Annotated in this window: 17 protein-coding genes and 1 pseudogene; 12 read left to right on the top strand and 6 right to left on the bottom strand. The window is 33.5% G+C overall.

What is annotated here, in order from left to right:
- The first annotated feature begins 141 nt into the window (after window positions 1-141).
- From cysK to ACF3NF_RS02875, 3 genes are all read left to right on the top strand, one after another.
- A complete protein-coding gene (gene cysK, locus ACF3NF_RS02885) occupies window positions 142-1,053 on the top strand; it encodes a cysteine synthase A (RefSeq protein WP_394024052.1) in 912 nt (303 codons plus the stop codon).
- Entirely contained in the window at window positions 1,040-1,570 is a 531-nt protein-coding gene (gene epsC, locus ACF3NF_RS02880) for a serine O-acetyltransferase EpsC (protein ID WP_394024050.1), read from the top strand. Before cysK ends, epsC begins: the two co-directional genes overlap by 14 nt.
- 105 nt (window positions 1,571-1,675) lie before the next feature.
- Window positions 1,676-1,993, top strand: coding sequence for a hypothetical protein (locus ACF3NF_RS02875; protein WP_394024048.1), 318 nt, complete (start codon window positions 1,676-1,678; stop codon window positions 1,991-1,993).
- Between the two features lie 40 nt (window positions 1,994-2,033).
- Here ACF3NF_RS02875 and tyrS read toward each other — a convergent pair whose 3' ends face one another.
- The 5 genes from tyrS to ACF3NF_RS02850 form a co-directional block, all read right to left on the bottom strand.
- Window positions 2,034-3,284: a tyrosine--tRNA ligase gene (gene tyrS, locus ACF3NF_RS02870; RefSeq protein WP_394024046.1), complete on the bottom strand. Its 1,251-nt coding sequence runs from the start codon at window positions 3,282-3,284 to the stop codon at window positions 2,034-2,036.
- A 209-nt stretch (window positions 3,285-3,493) separates the two neighbouring features.
- Window positions 3,494-3,742: a hypothetical protein gene (locus ACF3NF_RS02865; RefSeq protein WP_262122830.1), complete on the bottom strand. Its 249-nt coding sequence runs from the start codon at window positions 3,740-3,742 to the stop codon at window positions 3,494-3,496.
- A gap of 106 nt (window positions 3,743-3,848) precedes the next feature.
- A complete protein-coding gene (locus tag ACF3NF_RS02860; RefSeq protein WP_394024043.1) occupies window positions 3,849-5,615 on the bottom strand; it encodes an ABC transporter ATP-binding protein in 1,767 nt (588 codons plus the stop codon).
- Window positions 5,605-7,464 carry an ABC transporter ATP-binding protein gene (locus tag ACF3NF_RS02855; RefSeq protein ID WP_394024041.1) on the bottom strand — a complete coding sequence of 620 codons (1,860 nt, stop codon included), beginning with the start codon at window positions 7,462-7,464 and terminating at the stop codon, window positions 5,605-5,607. The genes ACF3NF_RS02860 and ACF3NF_RS02855 overlap by 11 nt, the downstream gene beginning before the upstream one ends.
- Window positions 7,457-8,644, bottom strand: coding sequence for an ArsR/SmtB family transcription factor (locus ACF3NF_RS02850; RefSeq protein WP_394024039.1), 1,188 nt, complete (start codon window positions 8,642-8,644; stop codon window positions 7,457-7,459). Before ACF3NF_RS02850 ends, ACF3NF_RS02855 begins: the two co-directional genes overlap by 8 nt.
- Before the next feature lie 234 nt (window positions 8,645-8,878).
- Here ACF3NF_RS02850 and metG point away from each other — a divergent pair, with 234 nt between their 5' ends.
- From metG to ACF3NF_RS02825, 5 genes are read left to right on the top strand one after another with little or no spacing between them, the layout of a single operon-like run.
- Complete coding sequence (gene metG, locus ACF3NF_RS02845; RefSeq protein WP_394024037.1) at window positions 8,879-10,828, top strand: methionine--tRNA ligase; 1,950 nt, start codon at window positions 8,879-8,881, stop codon at window positions 10,826-10,828.
- Window positions 10,828-11,589: a TatD family hydrolase gene (locus ACF3NF_RS02840; RefSeq protein WP_394024035.1), complete on the top strand. Its 762-nt coding sequence runs from the start codon at window positions 10,828-10,830 to the stop codon at window positions 11,587-11,589. Before metG ends, ACF3NF_RS02840 begins: the two co-directional genes overlap by 1 nt.
- Window positions 11,586-12,116, top strand: coding sequence for a ribonuclease M5 (rnmV, locus tag ACF3NF_RS02835; RefSeq protein WP_394024033.1), 531 nt, complete (start codon window positions 11,586-11,588; stop codon window positions 12,114-12,116). The genes ACF3NF_RS02840 and rnmV overlap by 4 nt, the downstream gene beginning before the upstream one ends.
- The gene (gene rsmA, locus ACF3NF_RS02830; RefSeq protein ID WP_394024031.1) at window positions 12,113-12,949 is read left to right on the top strand and encodes a 16S rRNA (adenine(1518)-N(6)/adenine(1519)-N(6))-dimethyltransferase RsmA; all 837 of its coding nucleotides are present in this window, start codon (window positions 12,113-12,115) and stop codon (window positions 12,947-12,949) included. Before rnmV ends, rsmA begins: the two co-directional genes overlap by 4 nt.
- 42 nt (window positions 12,950-12,991) lie before the next feature.
- A complete protein-coding gene (locus ACF3NF_RS02825) occupies window positions 12,992-13,222 on the top strand; it encodes a glutaredoxin family protein (protein ID WP_203127226.1) in 231 nt (76 codons plus the stop codon).
- Window positions 13,223-13,270: 48 nt separating this feature from the next.
- Here the strand turns inward: ACF3NF_RS02825 and ACF3NF_RS02820 are convergent, their stop codons facing one another.
- Complete coding sequence (locus ACF3NF_RS02820; protein WP_394024029.1) at window positions 13,271-13,903, bottom strand: hypothetical protein; 633 nt, start codon at window positions 13,901-13,903, stop codon at window positions 13,271-13,273.
- Window positions 13,904-14,008: 105 nt separating this feature from the next.
- On the opposite strand from ACF3NF_RS02820, the pseudogene ilvA reads away from it, so the two are divergent.
- The 4 genes and pseudogenes from ilvA (at window position 14,009) to ACF3NF_RS02800 (ending at window position 19,107) form a co-directional block, all read left to right on the top strand.
- Window positions 14,009-15,193, top strand: a pseudogene (gene ilvA / locus ACF3NF_RS02815) (threonine ammonia-lyase).
- Entirely contained in the window at window positions 15,190-16,617 is a 1,428-nt protein-coding gene (locus ACF3NF_RS02810; protein ID WP_394024027.1) for a UDP-N-acetylmuramoyl-L-alanyl-D-glutamate--2,6-diaminopimelate ligase, read from the top strand. The pseudogene ilvA and the gene ACF3NF_RS02810 overlap by 4 nt, the downstream one beginning before the upstream one ends.
- Entirely contained in the window at window positions 16,614-17,822 is a 1,209-nt protein-coding gene (locus ACF3NF_RS02805; RefSeq protein ID WP_394024025.1) for an aminoacetone oxidase family FAD-binding enzyme, read from the top strand. The genes ACF3NF_RS02810 and ACF3NF_RS02805 overlap by 4 nt, the downstream gene beginning before the upstream one ends.
- The gene (locus tag ACF3NF_RS02800; protein WP_394024023.1) at window positions 17,815-19,107 is read left to right on the top strand and encodes an NAD(P)H-dependent oxidoreductase; all 1,293 of its coding nucleotides are present in this window, start codon (window positions 17,815-17,817) and stop codon (window positions 19,105-19,107) included. The genes ACF3NF_RS02805 and ACF3NF_RS02800 overlap by 8 nt, the downstream gene beginning before the upstream one ends.
- Window position 19,108: the final 1 nt, after the last annotated feature.

The raw sequence follows: 19,108 nt of genomic DNA, 5'->3' as shown, positions 1-19,108 counted from the left end.
CAAAGTCAGTTAGGTTGCTTTTTTTTATACATACTTATAAACTTGAATAAAATAAAGGATTAGATATAATAGTAAGCAAAAGATCCCCATGAAAAATTTATGTATATTTACATAAGTTTATATTTATAAAAGGAGAGTAATATGTCTATTAAAAATAATGCTAAAGAACTTATAGGAAACACTCCACTACTAAAGTTAGATTCCTTAAAAAAAGAGGGCAGAGCTGACATATATGTAAAAGTAGAAAAAAATAATGTTGCTGGTTCTATTAAAGATAGGATTGCCCTATATATGATAGAAGAAGCAGAAAAAGAAGGCAAAATTAAAGCTGGAGATACAATTGTGGAGCCAACAAGTGGTAATACAGGTGTGGCCCTAGCAGCCTTATGTGCAGCTAAAGGATACAAACTAATTCTAACCATGCCAGCATCAATGAGTGAAGAACGTGAAAAATTAGCAAGGGCTTATGGGGCAGAAGTTATAAGAACTACAGAAAATGCCCTACAAGGAGCTGTGGATAAGGCAAAAGAACTTTCTGAAAATGAAGGATATTTCTTCCCTGATCAATTTTCAAACCCAGCAAATATAAAAGCCCACTACGAAACAACAGGACCAGAAATTTTGGCAGAACTAACACCAGATGCTTTTATAGCAGGAGTTGGTACAGGCGGAACTGTATCTGGAGTTGGTAAAAGATTAAAAGAAAAAAATAGCAATATCAAAATCTACGCTATCCAACCAGCAGAAAGTCCCCTTTTATCAGGTGGAGAAGCCTCTAGCCACAAAATTCAAGGTATAGGTGGTAACTTCATTCCTAAAAATCTAGATTTTGATGTAGTAGATGACATTGTAAGTGTAGCAAGTGATGATGCAATAAAAATGAGTAGACAATTAGCAAAAGATGAGGCCCTTGCAGTAGGAATCTCATCAGGTGCCAATGTAGTAGGAGCAATTGAAATAGCAGATAAACTTGGAGAAGGAAAAACAGTTGTAACAGTACTTCCAGATACTGGGGAAAGATACCTATCAACTAGCCTATATGAAATTAATTAGTTATGAAGAATATAAAGAGGAACTTTTAGAAGCTGCCTTAAAAAAAGATCCATCTTTAAAAAGTAAAGAAGAGGCCATACTTTATTCCCCAGGCATAAAAGCTCTTTTAAGCCATTTTAGGGCCCACAAGCTTTGGATAGAGGGCAAACAATATGAAGCGGATGAAATAGCCTTTAAATCAAGGATAGAAACAGGCATAGAAATCCATCCTGGGGCAAAAATAGGCCGAAAAACCTTTATTGACCATGGAATGGGTATTGTAATTGGAGAAACTGCAGAAATAGGAGAAGACTGTTTGATATATCACGGTGTGACCCTAGGTGCAGTTGAAAATAAAAAAGGAAAAAGACACCCAACGGTAGGTAACAATGTTATGATAGGTGCAGGCGCAGTAGTCCTAGGTGCCATAAATATAGGCAATAATGTAAAAATAGGGGCCAACGCAGTTGTTTTAGATGATGTTATCGATAATGCAACTGCTGTTGGTGCACCAGCTAGGATTATAAAAAATAAATAATTTTTAAAAACTTCTAAGTAAGACTTTAAAAATCTTCTTTAGAAGTTTTTTTGTACAAATATTTGCGGTATAAAATATTATGAAGCTATAGAAAGAGAGGTTGGCATGGCAAAGAAAACTCAGTATGCACTTATTTTCGCATTTGGAATCTTGCTTCATTTTTTGCTTTACCAAAGTCAGATAGTTTTTAAAAATACTATCCCATTAATTATAATTCTTGGAGCAGGCTTATATTATAATGATAAGTTAAAGATGAAGAAAAATGGCAAGATCTTTTTCTTCCTGCTTATAGTAATTATGTCAGGATCAGTTATTTTTAGAGATAGTCATAATCTAACTTACCTTACGACAAGCCCAATAATGGATGGGATAATTTTAGCCCTTATAACTTTTGTATTTAACAATCATCTAATTTATGAATAAATTCACAACAAAAAAAGGGGCAAGAATGCCCCTTATATTTTTATCCTAAAAGTACTCTGTGGAAGTTTTTCTTTCCTTTTTTGATTATTATTTTATCATCTGTAAACAAGTCTTCAGTAACTTCAAGGCTTGGGTCAGATACTTTTTCATCATCAATTGATACTCCACCTTGTTTGATAAGTCTTCTTGCTTCACCATTTGACTGAGTAAGTCCAACATCTGTCATTAGTTGTAATAAACCAATTGGTAAATCTACTTTTGAGATTTCTGTTGTTGGCATAGCATCTTCATTACCAGCACCTGCAAATAGTGCTTTTGCTGCATCTAAGGCTTCTTTGGCTTTTTCTTCACCGTGGATTAGTTTTGTAACTTCAAAGGCTAATACTTCTTTAGCATGGTTTATATCTGCTGCATTAGTTGCAGATCCTAGTTTCCTACATTCTTCTGTTGGTAAGAAAGTAAGTTGGAGTAAGAATTTTTCTACATCCCTATCATCAACATTTCTCATATATTGGAAAAGTTCATATGGGCTAGTTTTTTCTTCATCAAGCCATACTGCACCTTTTTGAGATTTACCCATTTTTACTCCATCAGCAGTTGTAAGTAGAGAAAAGGTCATGCCATAGGCTTTGTCATTTTCTTTTTTGCGAACTAAGTCTACTCCACCGATGATATTTGACCATTGGTCAGATCCACCGATTTCTAAGGTACAATCATGGCGGCGGTAAAGTTCTAAGAAGTCGTAGGATTGTAAAAGCATATAAGAAAATTCAAAAAATGTTAAGCCACCAGCAGCCATACGGTTTTTGTAGGCATCTTTTTTAAGCATTTCACCTACTAAAAATTCGTTACCCACATCACGTAAAAACTCTAAAAATTTTAATTCTGTAAGCCAGTCTTTATTATTTACAACAGTTGCTGCATCATCGCCAAATTCTAAAAATCTTTGAAATTGAGAGTAAAATCTTTCTGCGTTATTATCTATTGTTTCTTCTGTCATGACCTTTCTCATATCAGAACGACCAGATGGGTCACCGATTAGAGTTGTACCACCACCTAAAAGAGCAATAGGCTTGTGGCCATAATTTTGCATACGCATCATAACCATTATTTGGATAAGATGTCCTACTGTTAGTGAATCAGCAGTCGCATCAAAACCACAATAGAAAGTTAGTTTTTCATTTTTTAATTTTTCTTTAAGCTCAGCCTCATCTGTAGCCTGCTCATAGTAACCACGTTCTACCAGTTCGTCAAACACATTATCGTATTCTTTATCATAAGTAAATTTCATATATCCTCCTAAAAATTGGCACAAAAAAAGAGTATAGAGGGCAGAAATCTGCGGTACCACCTCTTTTTATACTCGCTTTCTTTTACACAAAGAATAGTGTTAAACTCAATGAAAGTGTAATTCGGGAAAATCTCCTTACTGGGTTTTCATTATCGAGTTATATTTAATTATTTATAATATACCCTTTATCTAATAAATCTTCAATTAGCCTATCCACTTATAAAAGAGCCTACTTCTCCTATTAGCATTAGGCTAGAGCTTATAATAAATAAAATGGTTAATTTTTTGCTAAATAAATTCCCGGAATAGATACTATAAATAATTAATATATAGGCAATTATTTGCGAAATGAAGTAGCTAGTGCCTGTTAAAAACTTATCTCCAAGCGCTACGATGAGACAAGAGATGAAAAATAATATGCTCATTCGATTTTTATGCTGGTCTACTTCTTTTTTCATATCCTATGGCCTCCTTTTTAGTTTCATTATATATAAATATAAAAGTTAATCAATAAAATAATTAAATAAGCTAGCAAGTATATTTACTTTACTAGCTTATATTTTATTAATTGTAGTATTGGGCCTGGGATTTATATAATTTTGAATATATATTATCATAGGCCATCAAATTATCATGGCTATCAAAGGCTTTTACCTTGCCCTCATCTAAGACTAGGATTTTATCAGTAAATCTTGTTGAACTCATCCTATGAGAAATAAAGATAGCAGTTTTATCTTTGGTAATTTGATTGAAATTTTCGTATATTTTTGCTTCTGCAAGAGGATCTAGGCTTGCTGTAGGTTCATCTAAAATAATTAAATCTGGATTTTGGTATAGACATCTAGCAATAGCAAGTTTTTGCTTTTGGCCTAGGGATAGGTCTGTGCCAGCTTCATAAATATCCTTATTTAGATAGGTATCTATTCCATTATCAAGGGTTTCAAATCTTTCTTTTAGGTCAAGGTCATTTAATATTTTATCCATTTTTTTATAATCAAAGTCCTTATTTGCTATGATATTTTCTTTGATGGTAAAAGGCATAATGGCAAAGTCTTGGAGAACGGCTGAGATTTTTTTATAAAGTGATTCTTTTTTATATGCTTTTATATTTACACCATTATATAAAATCTCTCCCTTACCTATTTCAAAAAATCTAAAAATCAGCTTTACTAAAGTAGTTTTGCCTGCGTTATTTATTCCAACAATTGATATTTTTTCTCCTTTATTTATCTTAAAAGAAATGTCATCTAAGATTAGTCTGTCAGATCCTGGATAAGAAAACGAAACATTTTTAAATTCTAAACTTTCAAAATCGCTAGCTTCTTTTAGCATTTCTTCTGGATCTACATCTAGGTTCATAAACTCGTATAAGGGTTCTAGATTTTTAAGATTTATTAGGAAATCAGCTGTTTCAGCAAACATTGTTTGGAAAGAGTTCATAAAGTTTTCATTTGCCCCTATTATCACTGAAAATTCACCAAATGATATTTGAGGACCAAAAGAGTTTGATAGAGTTCTCATTGCTACATAAGAATAGGATACTAGTCTTATAACAGATTCTAAAAATATTTTAACTGCATTGGCGTTTGCTTCATAAGAAAATTTATCATTAAACCTTGCCATCATATGGTCTAAGTAAACACCGGTTTTTTCTTGAATCAAATCGCCCATATCATAAACTCTAATCTCTTTTTGAAAAGCTGGTCCACCCATAAGAGAGAAATAATAAGAAAATCGCCTGTTGACATCAACAATTGATTGGTCAAATTCTTGGGTATATCTAGAAAGTTTGCCATCTATAATTATTATTAGAATGGATATTAATAAAGAAAATCCAACAAGGTATGGTGAGAAATTTATTATGATAATGGCTGTTCCGACCATAGTTGATAGACCTTGGATTATATCCTTTAGGCAAAACAATAATGTATGCAGGCTTCCAAAAGAAAGGGCAGCTCCAGCCTTTTCTTTTAAATCTAGGACATGGGGATCTTCTATATTATAGTAGCTTAGATCCATGGATTTTTTTGATATTTCAAATGACACGTATTCGTTGATAGCGCTTCTTCTTACAAACTCTCTTCTGTTGGCTATGCGTGATAAACTTCTTAGGGCAAATTTTACTATTATTAGCATTATGATTTGATAAATAAAGTCAGCTATTGGTCTAGGATTTGTTAGTTGGACTATAAAAATCATTGGAACATAGATATTTACTATACTATCTAGGGCCGGCAGGATAGACTTAGCAAAGAGGGCTAGCAAATATAAGGGGTCATTTTTTCCTATGATTTGAGTAAGCATTGCTAGGGCTTTGTATTTATTTTTCATTTTTTGCCTCCTCATAATACTTCTTTTGGCTTTCATACATTTCTTTGTAGAGGCCATCTTGTTTTAATAATTCATGGTGGCTACCAAATTCTTTTATCTTTCCGCCATCAAGGAGCAAAATCTTATCACAAAATCTTGTAGATGCTAGTCTGTGGGAGATAAAAATTAGAGTTTTATCTGATGAAATATTTTCTATTTGCCTATATATTTCTTCTTCAGCAAGTGCGTCTAAAGAGGCGGTTGGTTCATCCATGATTATAGCCTTGGCATCTTTCTTATATAAGGCGCGGGCAATGGCGAGTTTTTGGTTTTCTCCACCCGAGAAAAGTGTACCATCCTCGTGGATATTTTTTGTCATAGGAGTATCTATGCCTTTTTCTACTTGGTCTAATTTATAGGCTAGGCCAGCAGCTTCTAGCGATTCTACCACCCTGTCTCTATTGATATTATCTGAGCTTGCTGCAACATTTTCTGCAATACTAACAGCTAGTGGCTCTACATTTTGAAGGACTGTTGCAAAGGCCTTAAATCTATCCTTAAGGTCGATTTGGTCACTATCAATTCCATTTATGTAAATTTTCCCACAGCTAGGCTTGTAAAGGCCAAGGATTAGAGATACTATGGTAGATTTTCCAGCACCATTTACACCAAATATGGCTATCTTTTGGCCGGAGTTAATCCTAAAAGATAAGTTGTCCAAAACTTTTTTATCCGATAGGGGATAGGCAAATGATACATCTTCAAATTCTATAGAAACTGGACCAAATATTTTCTTATCACCCCTAGTTGAATTAAGGTCTGCACGAATCATATCAAAACCATCTGATACATACCTTAGATTTGATTTTGTTTGAGAAATGTTCATAACAAGGGAAGATATAATGCTTACATACAAAGTAGTTGATGTTATGGCAAGGGTTAGATTTTGTAAGCTAATTGTCTTATTTGTCATTTTTCCAAATAAAAAGTAATAAGCAATAGCTTCTATTCCTACAATAAGTATTGCAAGGACTGGAGATAGGTGGATTTCAGGCTTAATAAATTTATTGGAAATTTTATAAACATTATCTACTAGGGGCTTAAAACCTTCTATAAAAATTTCTTTAAAGGCAAATAATCTAATGTCTTTGGCATAGGAAAAATCACTAGCTTCCTTATAGTATCTTTCAGTTTTTCTAGAAACTTTTTGAAGCTCTGTCATGTGCTTGTGCCTATAGGCATCAGTAAAATTTCTTATAATAAGCTGGATAATAATTGACCCTAGAGCAAAGACAAAAATTAAGGGTGAAAGTTTTGCCATAATAATGCTAATCAGTATAAAGGATACTAGATTTGAAAGCAGAGGATACATATCATGGTAGATGCCTTCAAGGCCTTCTACATTGTTTGAAAAAGGATAGAATCCTTTGGTAAATTCTGCCATAAAGTCAGCGTTTTCACCAAGTCCATAGTCCATTTCCATTATCCTAGCAGCTGATTTTCTGAAAAAATCTAACCTAGTTGCCATATATTTTGCATAGGTCTTGTACTCTATTTGGTTGGAAATTATAGAGCAGATAAAAATTATCAGGCTGTAGATGGCTATTGTTAAAATTAAGGTGTTTAGCCTAGTATTATTTTCAATAAGCCCCACCAGATAGTACATAATAAAGGCTTGTAATACCGGCATGATGCCATTTACTATGGGGTAAATAATTAAACTTGCTATTATTTTTCTATTCTCCTTAAATGGGACATAGGCATATTTTAAAATTTCTACATTTGTTAGTTTGTTACTTCTTAAATATGATCTAATATTTTCATCAGTGGTTAAAAACCTGCTTAAATCTTTTTTAATAGTTTCATTCATTGTGGGTCTCCTTAATATCTTTATTAAATTTTGATAGATTATCTATCAAATATTCAAAGCCATTTTTTCTAAGATAATAATAGTATCTGCGGCCTTCCTTTCTAAGCCCTACAAAGCCACTAATTAATAATTTGTTTAAATGATAAGATAGGGTTGCTGGAGTGATATAAAGTTTTTCTGAAAGCTCCTTGGCATAGTAATCAGCTTCCTTTAGATAGTCTAGGATTTGAATTCTAGTTGGATCTGCTAAAGCTATTAAATCCTGGCTAATACTTGAAAGTTTATAAGGGCTTTCTTTTGTCTGTCTCTTATCAACTAAAATTCCTAATTTTATTGCTTTGCTGAAATTATAAAAATCCATAAATCTAAACATCTGAGTAAATGGCAAAAAAAGTAGAATAGAAATGGTGATTTCTTCGCTCTTTTTGCTGACCATCTCATCCATACCAACTTGTTTAGTAAATTCATAGGCTATTTTATAATTGCTTTTTTCTAAATTTTCAAAACTTTCATAAAGTAAGTCATCTAGTATATGGACTTTATTTTCTATAATTACTGATAATTTTTCTATAAAGGGCTTTAACCTATCGTAGATGTCTTTTGTATTTTGGTAGGCCCTTAATAAGGTCATGGTATCCTCATCGGAAAATGGGGATGAGGCTAGATATTCCATAATTCTAGGCCCATTCATATATTCATTAAGGTCTTTATAAGTGTATACGCCATCTTCAGCTAGGTTTATATAATCTAATCCCATATATTGAAAGAAAAATATATCAAATAGCTCCTTAAATATATGGTATCTAAGAGTGTTTTCATCTTTTATATCTAGATTTTGAAATATGGATAGGATAAATGGTAAAAAATTCTCATCACCCTTTTCATAAATATAAAAAAGAGTCCTTATATCATCGTTTTTATGATCAAAAAAATCTTCGATTAAGTAAAAAGATTCGCTTCTTACTTCCCTTAAAAAATTCATATATGCAGGGTGGGCCTTAAAATTTTCTTCCATTTTGATAACTTTTTTGTCGTTATTTTTATAATCTATATAGGAATCTTTCCAATCAATCTTATTTGGGTTGGGATGTGATTTGTAGTCTGTATAGTTAAAAATAAGAAGTCCTGCTTCATTTTCAAAGTTTATTTTGCGATTTAGTTTAAATGTTAGCTTTGTCATTTCTAATCCTTTCTTAGATACATATCTAATATTATATAAATTAGTTAGATATGTACTGTTGTTAATTCTATTATAGATAGAAAATAATCTAATTACAAGCTAATACAGTTTGATATATATCTAATGATTTTATTTTCTAAAATAATAAGATTTAATAAATTTACAATTAGTTAGGTAGATGATAAGATTTGAAGTATGATATATTTATATATTTTCTAAAAGAAAGGATAGCTTATGACAGAAAAAAAACCTTATTATATAACAACTCCAATATACTATCCTAATAGTAACCTACATATTGGAAATACTTACACATCAATAATTGCTGATGTTTTAAAAAGATATAAAAATTTAAATGGCTATGATGCATATCTAGTAACTGGAACTGATGAACACGGACAAAAAATAATGAGATCTGCTATTGCCCATGGCACCAGCCCTCAAAAATTTGTTGATATTATAGCTGATGAGACAAAAGTACTTTGGAAAAAACTCCAAATTGACTATGATAGTTTTATCAGATCAACAGATTCTCAACATGAGGAAGATGTAAAAAATATCTTCAAAAAACTTTATGACCAAGGTGATATTTATAAAGGCGAATATAAGGGATATTATTGCACCCCTTGCGAAACTTTTTGGTCTGAAGGTCAACTTGAAGATGGCAAATGTCCAGACTGTGGCCGCGATGTTGAATACCAAGAAGAAGAATCCTATTTCTTCAGATTATCAAAATATGAAGATAGATTAAAAGAATTATTTAAAGACCATCCAGATTTCCTTGAACCACAATTCCGCCAAAAAGAAATGTTAAACAACTTCATTGATAAGGGACTTTCTGACCTTTCTGTAACCCGTAATACCTTTGACTGGGGAGTAGATGTTCCTTTTGATAATGAGCATGTGGTTTATGTTTGGATAGATGCCCTTTCTTGCTACTTATCTGCAATTGGATATGGGGATAATCCAAAGAAATTTGAAAAATTTTGGCCAGCAAGTGTCCATTTGATAGGAAAGGACATTGTAAGATTTCATACCATTATTTGGCCTGCCCTTTTAATGGCCCTTGATCTACCAATTCCAGAAAAAGTTTTTGCCCATGGTTGGATACTTTTTGATAATGATAAGATGAGTAAGTCCAAGGGAAATATTATGTATCCAGAACCACTTGTAGAACTTTACGGTGTGGATGCTTTAAAATATTTTGTTCTTCGTGAGTTCCACTTTGGATCAGACGGAAACTTCTCTAGCCAAAAATACATGGAAAGATATAATTCTGACCTAGTAAATGACCTTGGAAACCTAGTTTCAAGAACTACATCAATGATTGATAAATACAATGGTGGTCTAGTTGCTAAGGGAAGTGAAACTGATAATTACGATGAAGAATTAAAGGCCCTTGCAAAAACAACCTACACTGACTTTGTAAGCCAAATGGATGATTTTAAATTTAATGAGGCCTTACAATCAGTTTGGACATTTATAAGACGAGCTAATAAATATGTAGATGAAACTGAACCATGGATTTTGGGTCGTGATGAAAGCAAAAAAGATAGGCTAAACACAGTTTTATATAACCTTGCAGAATCATTAAGAATTGTTGCCCAATTAATCGAGCCAGTGATGAAAAATACTAGCAAAGAAATCCTTAAAAAACTTGGAACAGACAACAAAGGTTTTGCATCTGCAGGAGAATTTGGTCTTTTAGAAGAAGGAGCAAAAGTTACAAAGGGAGATAACCTATTTGATAGGCTAGATATCGAAGTGGAACTTAAAAAACTTCACGACCGCAACAACGAACTTATTGCCCAAAGACTTAGAAAGGGCGCTGAGGTCAAAGAAGAAGAAGAGAGCCTGCCAGAAATCACTTTTGAAGACTTCACAAAGGTAGAAATGGTTGTAGGAAAAATCCTTGAAGCCAAAGAACATCCAGATGCTGACAAGCTTTTAGTATTTACTGTTGATGTGGGAGAAGAAAACCCTCGCACAATTATATCTGGTATCAAAAAATGGTATGAGCCAAGTGATTTACTTGGTAAAAATGTAATAGTTGTTAAAAACCTTGCTCCAAGAAAAATGCGAGGCATCGAGTCCCAAGGCATGATCCTAGCAAGTGATTTTGATGATGAACTATCACTATTAACAACTCTAAAAGATATGAAACCAGGAAGTAAGGTTTCTTAATGAGATTAATAGATTCACACTGCCACCTTACCGATGAGGCATTTGATGATGACAGGTTATTTATTTTAAATGACCTGTCTAATTTTGGTCTAAAGGCAATCATAAATCCTGCTACAAATATAGCTGATAGCAAAATGGCAATAGAACTTGCTGAAAAATACGACATTTTTTACGCCATGGCGGGCATACATCCAGAAGAAGTTGATGATATTACTGATAAAGATTTGGAAGAATTGGAAAGTCTTGCCACAAATGAAAAAGTAATAGCAATTGGCGAGATAGGCCTAGATTATTATTGGAAAGATGATAATAAGAAAAAACAAAAAGAAATATTTATCCACCAATTAGAACTAGCCAGAAAACTAGAAAAGCCAGCAGTAATCCATGTAAGAGACTCCAAGGATGATGTGATTGAAATCTTAAAGGACTACCAAGATTTAAAAATCCAAATCCATTGCTTTTCAGATGACCTAGAAACTTTAGAAAAATATATGGAAATGGGATTTTTTATTTCAATAGGTGGAGTAGTTACCTTTGATAATGGTACAAATGAACAAAATGCAGCAAGAAATGTGCCGATCGAAAGACTAATGCTAGAAACAGATAGCCCATACCTAACTCCAGACCCATATCGTGGCCTTCGTAACGATCCTAGACGTGTAGTGGAAGTTGCTAGAAAAGTAGCTGATCTTCGCGATATGAAAATGGACAAGCTTGCCAAAAGGACCTACAACAATACCAAGGAGTTTTTTAATTTATGATAAAAGAAACCATAGTTGTTGAAGGAAAAGATGATATAGCCAATGTAAAACGAGCTGTTGATTGTGAAATAATTGCTACAAATGGCCTAGCCTTTGGCAAAGAATTGATAGACCGTTTAGAAAAAATAAATGAACGCACTGGCATAATAATCCTCACAGACCCAGACCATGCTGGCAAAAAAATTAGAGAAAAAATTGCAAGGCACATCCCAGATGCCAAACACGCCTATATCGATAGAAAGCTAGCCATAAAGAAAAACGACTTGGGTGTAGAAAATGCAGAGCCACAAGTGATTATAGATGCCTTAAACAATGCAAAAGCAGAAACAGTTGAAAAAAGAAATGAATTTGTAATGGCAGATTTGGTAAATAATGGACTTTCCATTGGCAAGGGTGCTAGGGAAAATAGGGAAAAACTTGGCAATATCTTAGGCATTGGTTATTATAATTCTAAGCAGCTTTTAAGCAAGCTAAATTCTTTTGCTATCAGCCGTGAGGAATTTGAAAGGGCGGTAGAAGCTTTATGAAAAAACTATATTCACCGAAGGTAGTTCGAGAGATTATTGACCTATATGATTTTAAATTCAAAAAATCCCTTGGCCAAAACTTTTTGATAGATAAAAATTTTGTAGATAAGATTGTCGATGCGGCAGAGATTGAAAATCAAAATGTCCTAGAAATAGGACCTGGTATAGGAACTATCACTTATGAGATGGCAAAGGTTGCTAAAAAAGTTGTGGCCATAGAGATTGACCAAACGTTGATACCTATTTTAGAAGAAAACCTAGGGGAATTTGAAAATACAAAAGTCATCAATGAGGATATTTTAAAGGTTGACCTTAAAAAATTAGTAGAAGAAGAATTTAATGGAGAAAGCTTTAAGGTGGTTTCAAATCTTCCTTACTATATCACAACACCAATCATTGAAATGCTAATAACGACAGGAATTGCTTGTGATGATATGACAATCATGGTTCAAAAGGAAGTAGCCGAGCGCATGGTTGCAAGTGAATCTGATAAAGAGTATAGTTCTCTTTCGGTATTTATAAAATTTTACACTGATGCAAAAGTAGTCATTAACCTACCAAAATCAGTATTTATGCCCCAACCGAAGATTGATTCTACCATACTAAATCTAAAACTAAGACTTTATGATGATAAGGTTAACCAAGATATGCTTTTTAAACTTGTAAGATCAGGATTTAACAAAAGGCGAAAGACTATCCTAAATTCCTTATCTGATGTAGTGGCTAAGGATGATTTGAAATTAGCCTTTGAGAAGCTAAATTTAGCAGAAAATCTAAGGGCAGAAAATTTATCCTTAGATGATTATATAAATTTGGCAAATGAATTGTCTTAATTGGGTATAAGTAATTAAGTAAATGAAAGTAAGGAGATACAAATGGCAGATATTAAAGTTTATACATCAAATACTTGTGTTTTTTGTAAAGCAGCAAAACAATATTTCAATGACAATAATATTGACTTTACAGAATTAAACATAGACGAAAATCCAGATGCAGTAGAATACTTAGTATCAAAAGGATACAGAGGAGTTCCTGTAATTAACATCGATGGCGAAGACATCGTAGGATTTGATAAACCAGCTATTGAAGCAAAACTTGGTTTATAAGAAAAATAAGAGAGGGCATAAAGCCCTCTTTTTAAATGCAAATTATTTCTATTCATAAGTAGATAAACTTTCATTTGGTATTATCTCGACTCCAGCAATTTTTCCCTGGTACATAGTAAAAATCGCCACATATTTACCATTTAAATACATATAGTATTGGTCGTTTTGGGCATCTTTGGTATTTTGTCTAAGTTCTATAATTTCCTTATCTGGAACTTTTGCTTCTATATCATAAAGAGCATCACCAAATTTTATCTCACCTAGGGCAAAGTCCATATTTGCTAGTTCAAAGTTTGAAATTTCAATATAATTTATAGGTGCATCCAGGATATTTATGTCAGACCCGCTATTATTTGTCGCTTTTACAAAGATTTGATTGTCATCTTTTTTTAGGAAAATATCAGCGGTTTTGCCAGCAGGTAGAGTTTCTAAATTTTCCTTTTGGGCTTCTCCGTCTATGGCAGCGCTGTAATCAAAGCCATTTTGAACAAATCGTCCCACATTTGGTGGAAATGTGTAGCCAAAGCCATCTAATTTAAAGTCGCCTTCTATATTTTTTCTGCTATTTTCATCGGCCATATCTATATTTTTTTGCAAAGAAAAATTCTCATACATAAAGTCCTGGGCTTCTTGGCAGGAACTAAGAGATAGGGCCATTAGTATTATCAAAAGTATTTTCATATTCTCTCCTTTATTGCTCTAATTATATCAAGATTTTTGGAATTATAAAACTGTTTAATATTTGTGAAAAAATTGTTATAATCAACTATAGAAAGGAAGTATGCTATGTTTGATTTTACAAGTGCTAAAAAGAGACTAGATGAGGTCATTAGACCAACTCACTTAATTTACTCAGAATACTTTTCCGACCTTGCTTCTAATAACGTTTACATAAAACCAGAAAATATGCAAAAAACTGGGTCTTTTAAGATCCGCGGAGCCTATAATAAACTATCAAAACTAGATGATTATTCCAAAGAAGTAGGCATTATCACAGCATCTGCCGGCAATCACGCCCAAGGAGTGGCTTATTCTGCAAACAAACTAGGAATTAATGCTACAATTTGTATGCCAGAACAAACTCCCATGATAAAGGTAGATGGTACTTAAAAATACGGGGCAAATGTAGTTTTATACGGAGAAAACTTCGATGCCTGCAAAGACCATGCCATAAAACTAGCTGAGGAAAACGGATATACTTTTATACCTCCCTTTGATGATTTGGATGTTATCGAAGGTCAAGGAACTATTGGCCTTGAAATAATAGATGAACTTGAATATGTAGATTATGTCATCGTTCCAGTTGGTGGGGGCGGACTTATCGCAGGAGTTGCAAAATGCATCAAGCAAATCAACTCACTTATCAAAGTCATTGGAGTTGAGCCATATTCTGCCCGTTCTATGCAAGAGTCTGTCAAAAAAGGTAAGATAATTAAGTTAGAAGGTGTTGATACAATTGCAGATGGTACAGCCGTTGCAGAAGTGGGATCATACACATACGACATTGCCAAAGACTATGTAGATGACTGGATTACAGTAACTGATGAGCAAATCCTCATGGCCTTTATAAATTTAATGGAAAAGCACAAACTAGTTGCAGAGCCATCTGGCGCCCTAAGTCTGGCTGCTCTTAATAAACTTAATTTTTATAACAAAAATGTAGTTTCTATTATAAGTGGTGGAAATATCGATATGAGTTTTATCTCCCAACTTATCAATCGTGGACTATACGAAACTGGCCGCATTACCCGTATTAACGTGGAAGTGCCAAATATACCTGGCAAACTCCAATCCTTATTGGCAGATATTGCCTATACCAAGGCAAATGTCATATCAATAGACCATGACAGCCTAAAAGAAGCCAGCAGATTTAAAAATATAAATGTAGAAATCACCTTAGAAACAAACGGCCCAGACCATGTCAAAAAAATCCACGATGTTATAGCTAAGAAAGGATACATAATACATTGACCTTTGATAGTTTAGTAAAACAAATTGACTATATAGATATAAAAAAACAAAATGATGAAGAAATAAAAAATATAACAAACAACTCAAAATTAGTAGAGCAAGGTGATATATTTGTAGCGGTGGCTGGAACACTAAATGATGGCCACAAATACATCGACCATGCCATAGAAAATGGTGCAAAAACCATAGTTTATCAAAATGATATAGACTTTAAAGATGGGATAAACTATATAAAAGTAGCTGACAGTAGATATGCCCTATCTGATATTTCAAATATCCTAGAAGATTTCCCATCTAAGAAGATGACAGTTGTTGGAGTAACAGGTACAAATGGCAAAACTACTACTGCCACTACCATTTATTATTTGATGAAAGAAATCTATGGCAATGCTACAAATATCGGTACAGACGGCACTTTCATAGGAGATGAACGCTCAGATACATCCAACACTACACCAGATATATATATTCTAAATAAGATTTTTAATCAGAGTTTAGAAAAAAATATAGATCATGTTGTACTTGAAGCATCAAGCCATGGCCTAGTTCAAAACCGCCTAAATGGCATAGACTTTGACTATGGGATATTTACAAATCTTTCTACAGAGCATTTAGATTATCATAAAACGATGGATGAGTATTTTGCAGCAAAGATGATACTTTTAGATCATGCAAAGAATAAAATTGTAAATATAGATGACCCATACGGCAAAAAAGCCAAAGAAAAATTCCCAGATGCAATTAGCTTTGGAAAAGAAAGTGGGTCTGATTATAGGGCTACTGATATAGTAAAAAATGAAAAAACTACTGATTTTAAAGTAAATGGAGTAGATTTTACTATAAATTCCATTGCAGATTATGAGATTTATAATAAACTTGCAGCAATTGCAACTTTAAATAATATGGGAGTAAGCCTTAATGAAATTTCTGAAAAATTAAAAGTATTTAAGGGATTGCCATCTAGGTTTGAATATGTAGAAAATGATTTAGATAAAAATATAATCATAGACTTTGCCCACACACCAAGGGCCTTTGAGGCTATTTTTGAATCTATACCAAAAGATGTAAAAACCTATGCAGTTTTTGGCATAAATGGTGACAGAAATACAGAGTTTAGAAGACTCATAGGCAATGCCTGTGCTAAAAATGATGTTTTTGCAGTAATAACAACAGATGATCCAAAATTTGATAATTATGAACACATCACAGATGAGATTGCAGCTGGTATTGATGAACTTGGTGGAGAATATGAACGCATAGAAGACCGCCTTGAAGCTATGACCTTTGCTATAAAAAAAGCAAATCCGGGAGACTATATCCTTATGCTTGGCAAGGGCGAAGAGCATTTTATGAAATATCACGGCAATGAAAAAACTCCATATAACGAGATGGAAACAGTCCAAAAGGCTATAAAAAACCAATGAAAATTTTAGTGATTGGGGCAGGAGTAGCTGGTCTATTTTTTGCCTCCTTTATGGACAAACACGATGTCGCAGTTATTGAAAAAAATGAATTTGCTGGCAGAAAACTTCTAGCAACTGGCAATGGACGTTGCAATTTTACCAACCTTAACTTTTCAGTAGACAATTTTAAGGCAAACAATGATCAACTTATAAACCATACTATTAAGTATTTTACCAACCAAGATTTGATAAAATATCTAAACGAAATTGGGATTGCCACAACAAATCTCCCATCAGGTAGGTGCTATCCCAAGACTATGAGTGCGAAAACTGTCAGAGATGCTCTATTTTTGGCAGCAGAGGATAAGGCAAATTTTATATTTAATGAAGAAGTCACAAAAATTGACTTTAAAAATAAAAAAGTAAAAACCAATACAAAAACATATTCATATGACAAATTAGTAATAGGAAGTGGTGGGATTACTTTAAAAAATTCGGGATCAGACGGTAAGATTTTTGATTTGATAAAAAATCAAATTCCTCTTACAGATATGACCTATGCCATAACAAATTATGAGACCCGTCAGAAACTTTCAAAAAAAGCCAAGGGAACAAAGGTTACTGCAAAAGCAAGTTTATATGTAGATGATAAATTTATAAAAGCATCTACCGATGATGTGATTTTTCAAGACTACGGGCTAACAGGAACAGCGATTTTAGATATTTCAAATGATTTGTCAGAAAGTTTATCTTATAAAAAGTACTCTCATATATATATAGACTTTTTCCCAGAATATTCCCGAGAAGACTTTATAGATTATCTGTCTAGCCTTATAAATAAATTTGCTAAAAGGCCTATAAAAGATATATTAATTGGTGTGATCAATGAAAAATTAATCGATGATATGCTAAAAATTTCAAAGATTAAGCCTTTCAAAAAGGGCTTTGAAATCGATAATAGGGACTTTGATAAGCTAGTAAATACTCTAAAGTCGCTAAGATTTGAAGTAATAGACATACATGATAGACAAAATGCCCAAGTCACTCTTGGTGGAGTGGATAGCAATTTTATAAATCTCAAAACTATGGAATCTACAAAGATTAGGGATGTTTTTTTCATAGGAGAATGCCAAGATGTAGCTGGTGATTGCGGAGGATATAATATTTCCTGGGCAGCCTCCACAGCAAAAGTGGCCAGCGATTATTTAAGGAGCTTAGATGTTTAAAATAAGTAGAGAATTAAATGAAATGAAATATAATGGAGAGTCAATCAAACTTGCCATCATGGGAGCTGGCAAAATGGGTACTAGCCTTATTTCCCAACTTGCAAATATAGATGCAATGGAAGTAAAGCTTGTTATTGACCGTACTCCACAAAAGGCAATCGAAGCTTTGAAAAAAGCTGGTGTTGCTGAGGATAAAATCATATACACGGATGACTATAACGAGGGTTATGAAATCTTAGAAAAAGGCTATGTTTGTGTTTCTACAAACTATAGACTATGCTACAAGCTTTTACAAATAAATGCAGTTGTAGATTGTTCAGGCAATCCATCCTTTGGTGCAGTCATTGCCAGAAAAACTATCCAATACCACAAACACATGATTTCCTTTAATGTGGAATGTGAAGCAACAGTTGGTCCAGTTTTACACGATATGGCTAAAAAAGCAGGAGTAGTTTATACAGGAATCCTTGGTGATGAACCAGGTGCGATAATAGATCTTTGCGAAAATGCTTTTGGAATGGGGCTTGATGTCCTAGTAGCTGGAAAGGGCAAAAACAACAGACTTGATGAGTACGCAACCCCAGAAAGCCTAAAAGAAGAAGCAAAAGAGAAAAAACTCTCAGCAAAAATGCTAACAAGTTTTGTAGATGGTACAAACACCATGATTGAACTTACAAGCGTATGTAATGCCCTAGGATTTTTGCCAGACACATTTGGCTGCCATGGCATAGCAAGTTCGCCAGAAAGTGCTGTTGAAGATTTTAAACTAAAACAAGATGGCGGAAACCTAGATAACTACAAGGTAGTAGAATTTTCAACAGGCATGGCACCAGGAGTATTTATCATAGTAACAAGTGATAAAGAAGATGTACGTGACCTTATGAAATTTTTAGGCTTTGGAGATGGTCCAAATTATTTAATGTATAGACCTTACCACCTAACAAGTCTTGAAGCGCCAATTACAATATTTAAGGCAGTTGTAGAAAATGAAGCTACAATAGCCCCAATCCAAGGCCAAGTTGCGGATACAGTTACAATTGCAAAAAGGGACATCAAAAAAGGTGAAACCCTAGATGGTATAGGCAGCGAAAAAGTATACGGAAAGATAACCAGCCACACAAGATCCATCAAAGAAGACCTACTACCAATAGGTATGATAACAGAAAAAACAGTTGCAACAGTTGATATTCCAAAGGACACATTAATTGATATGACCATGGTAGAAGTAGATGATAGGGCAACTGTCACAAGACTTAGAAGAAGACAAAATTCAATGAAATTGTAAT

The organism is Anaerococcus martiniensis (assembly GCF_043187485.1).
Classification (GTDB): Bacteria; Bacillota; Clostridia; order Tissierellales; family Peptoniphilaceae; genus Anaerococcus; species Anaerococcus martiniensis.
The sequence above is the reverse complement of the archived record's forward strand: the minus strand, read 5'-3'. Positions and strand labels throughout refer to the sequence as shown.

Coding starts and splice junctions, on each gene's coding strand:
- ACF3NF_RS02850 (WP_394024039.1), bottom strand. CDS start 8,644: ATGACAAAGCTAACATTTAAACTAAATCGCAAAATAAACTTTGAAAAT.
- rnmV (WP_394024033.1), top strand. CDS start 11,586: ATGATAAAAGAAACCATAGTTGTTGAAGGAAAAGATGATATAGCCAAT.
- ACF3NF_RS02800 (WP_394024023.1), top strand. CDS start 17,815: ATGTTTAAAATAAGTAGAGAATTAAATGAAATGAAATATAATGGAGAG.
- ACF3NF_RS02840 (WP_394024035.1), top strand. CDS start 10,828: ATGAGATTAATAGATTCACACTGCCACCTTACCGATGAGGCATTTGAT.
- ACF3NF_RS02805 (WP_394024025.1), top strand. CDS start 16,614: ATGAAAATTTTAGTGATTGGGGCAGGAGTAGCTGGTCTATTTTTTGCC.
- ACF3NF_RS02860 (WP_394024043.1), bottom strand. CDS start 5,615: ATGAAAAATAAATACAAAGCCCTAGCAATGCTTACTCAAATCATAGGA.
- ACF3NF_RS02855 (WP_394024041.1), bottom strand. CDS start 7,464: ATGAATGAAACTATTAAAAAAGATTTAAGCAGGTTTTTAACCACTGAT.
- ACF3NF_RS02875 (WP_394024048.1), top strand. CDS start 1,676: ATGGCAAAGAAAACTCAGTATGCACTTATTTTCGCATTTGGAATCTTG.
- epsC (WP_394024050.1), top strand. CDS start 1,040: ATGAAATTAATTAGTTATGAAGAATATAAAGAGGAACTTTTAGAAGCT.
- ACF3NF_RS02820 (WP_394024029.1), bottom strand. CDS start 13,903: ATGAAAATACTTTTGATAATACTAATGGCCCTATCTCTTAGTTCCTGC.
- metG (WP_394024037.1), top strand. CDS start 8,879: ATGACAGAAAAAAAACCTTATTATATAACAACTCCAATATACTATCCT.
- ACF3NF_RS02865 (WP_262122830.1), bottom strand. CDS start 3,742: ATGAAAAAAGAAGTAGACCAGCATAAAAATCGAATGAGCATATTATTT.
- cysK (WP_394024052.1), top strand. CDS start 142: ATGTCTATTAAAAATAATGCTAAAGAACTTATAGGAAACACTCCACTA.
- ACF3NF_RS02825 (WP_203127226.1), top strand. CDS start 12,992: ATGGCAGATATTAAAGTTTATACATCAAATACTTGTGTTTTTTGTAAA.
- tyrS (WP_394024046.1), bottom strand. CDS start 3,284: ATGAAATTTACTTATGATAAAGAATACGATAATGTGTTTGACGAACTG.
- rsmA (WP_394024031.1), top strand. CDS start 12,113: ATGAAAAAACTATATTCACCGAAGGTAGTTCGAGAGATTATTGACCTA.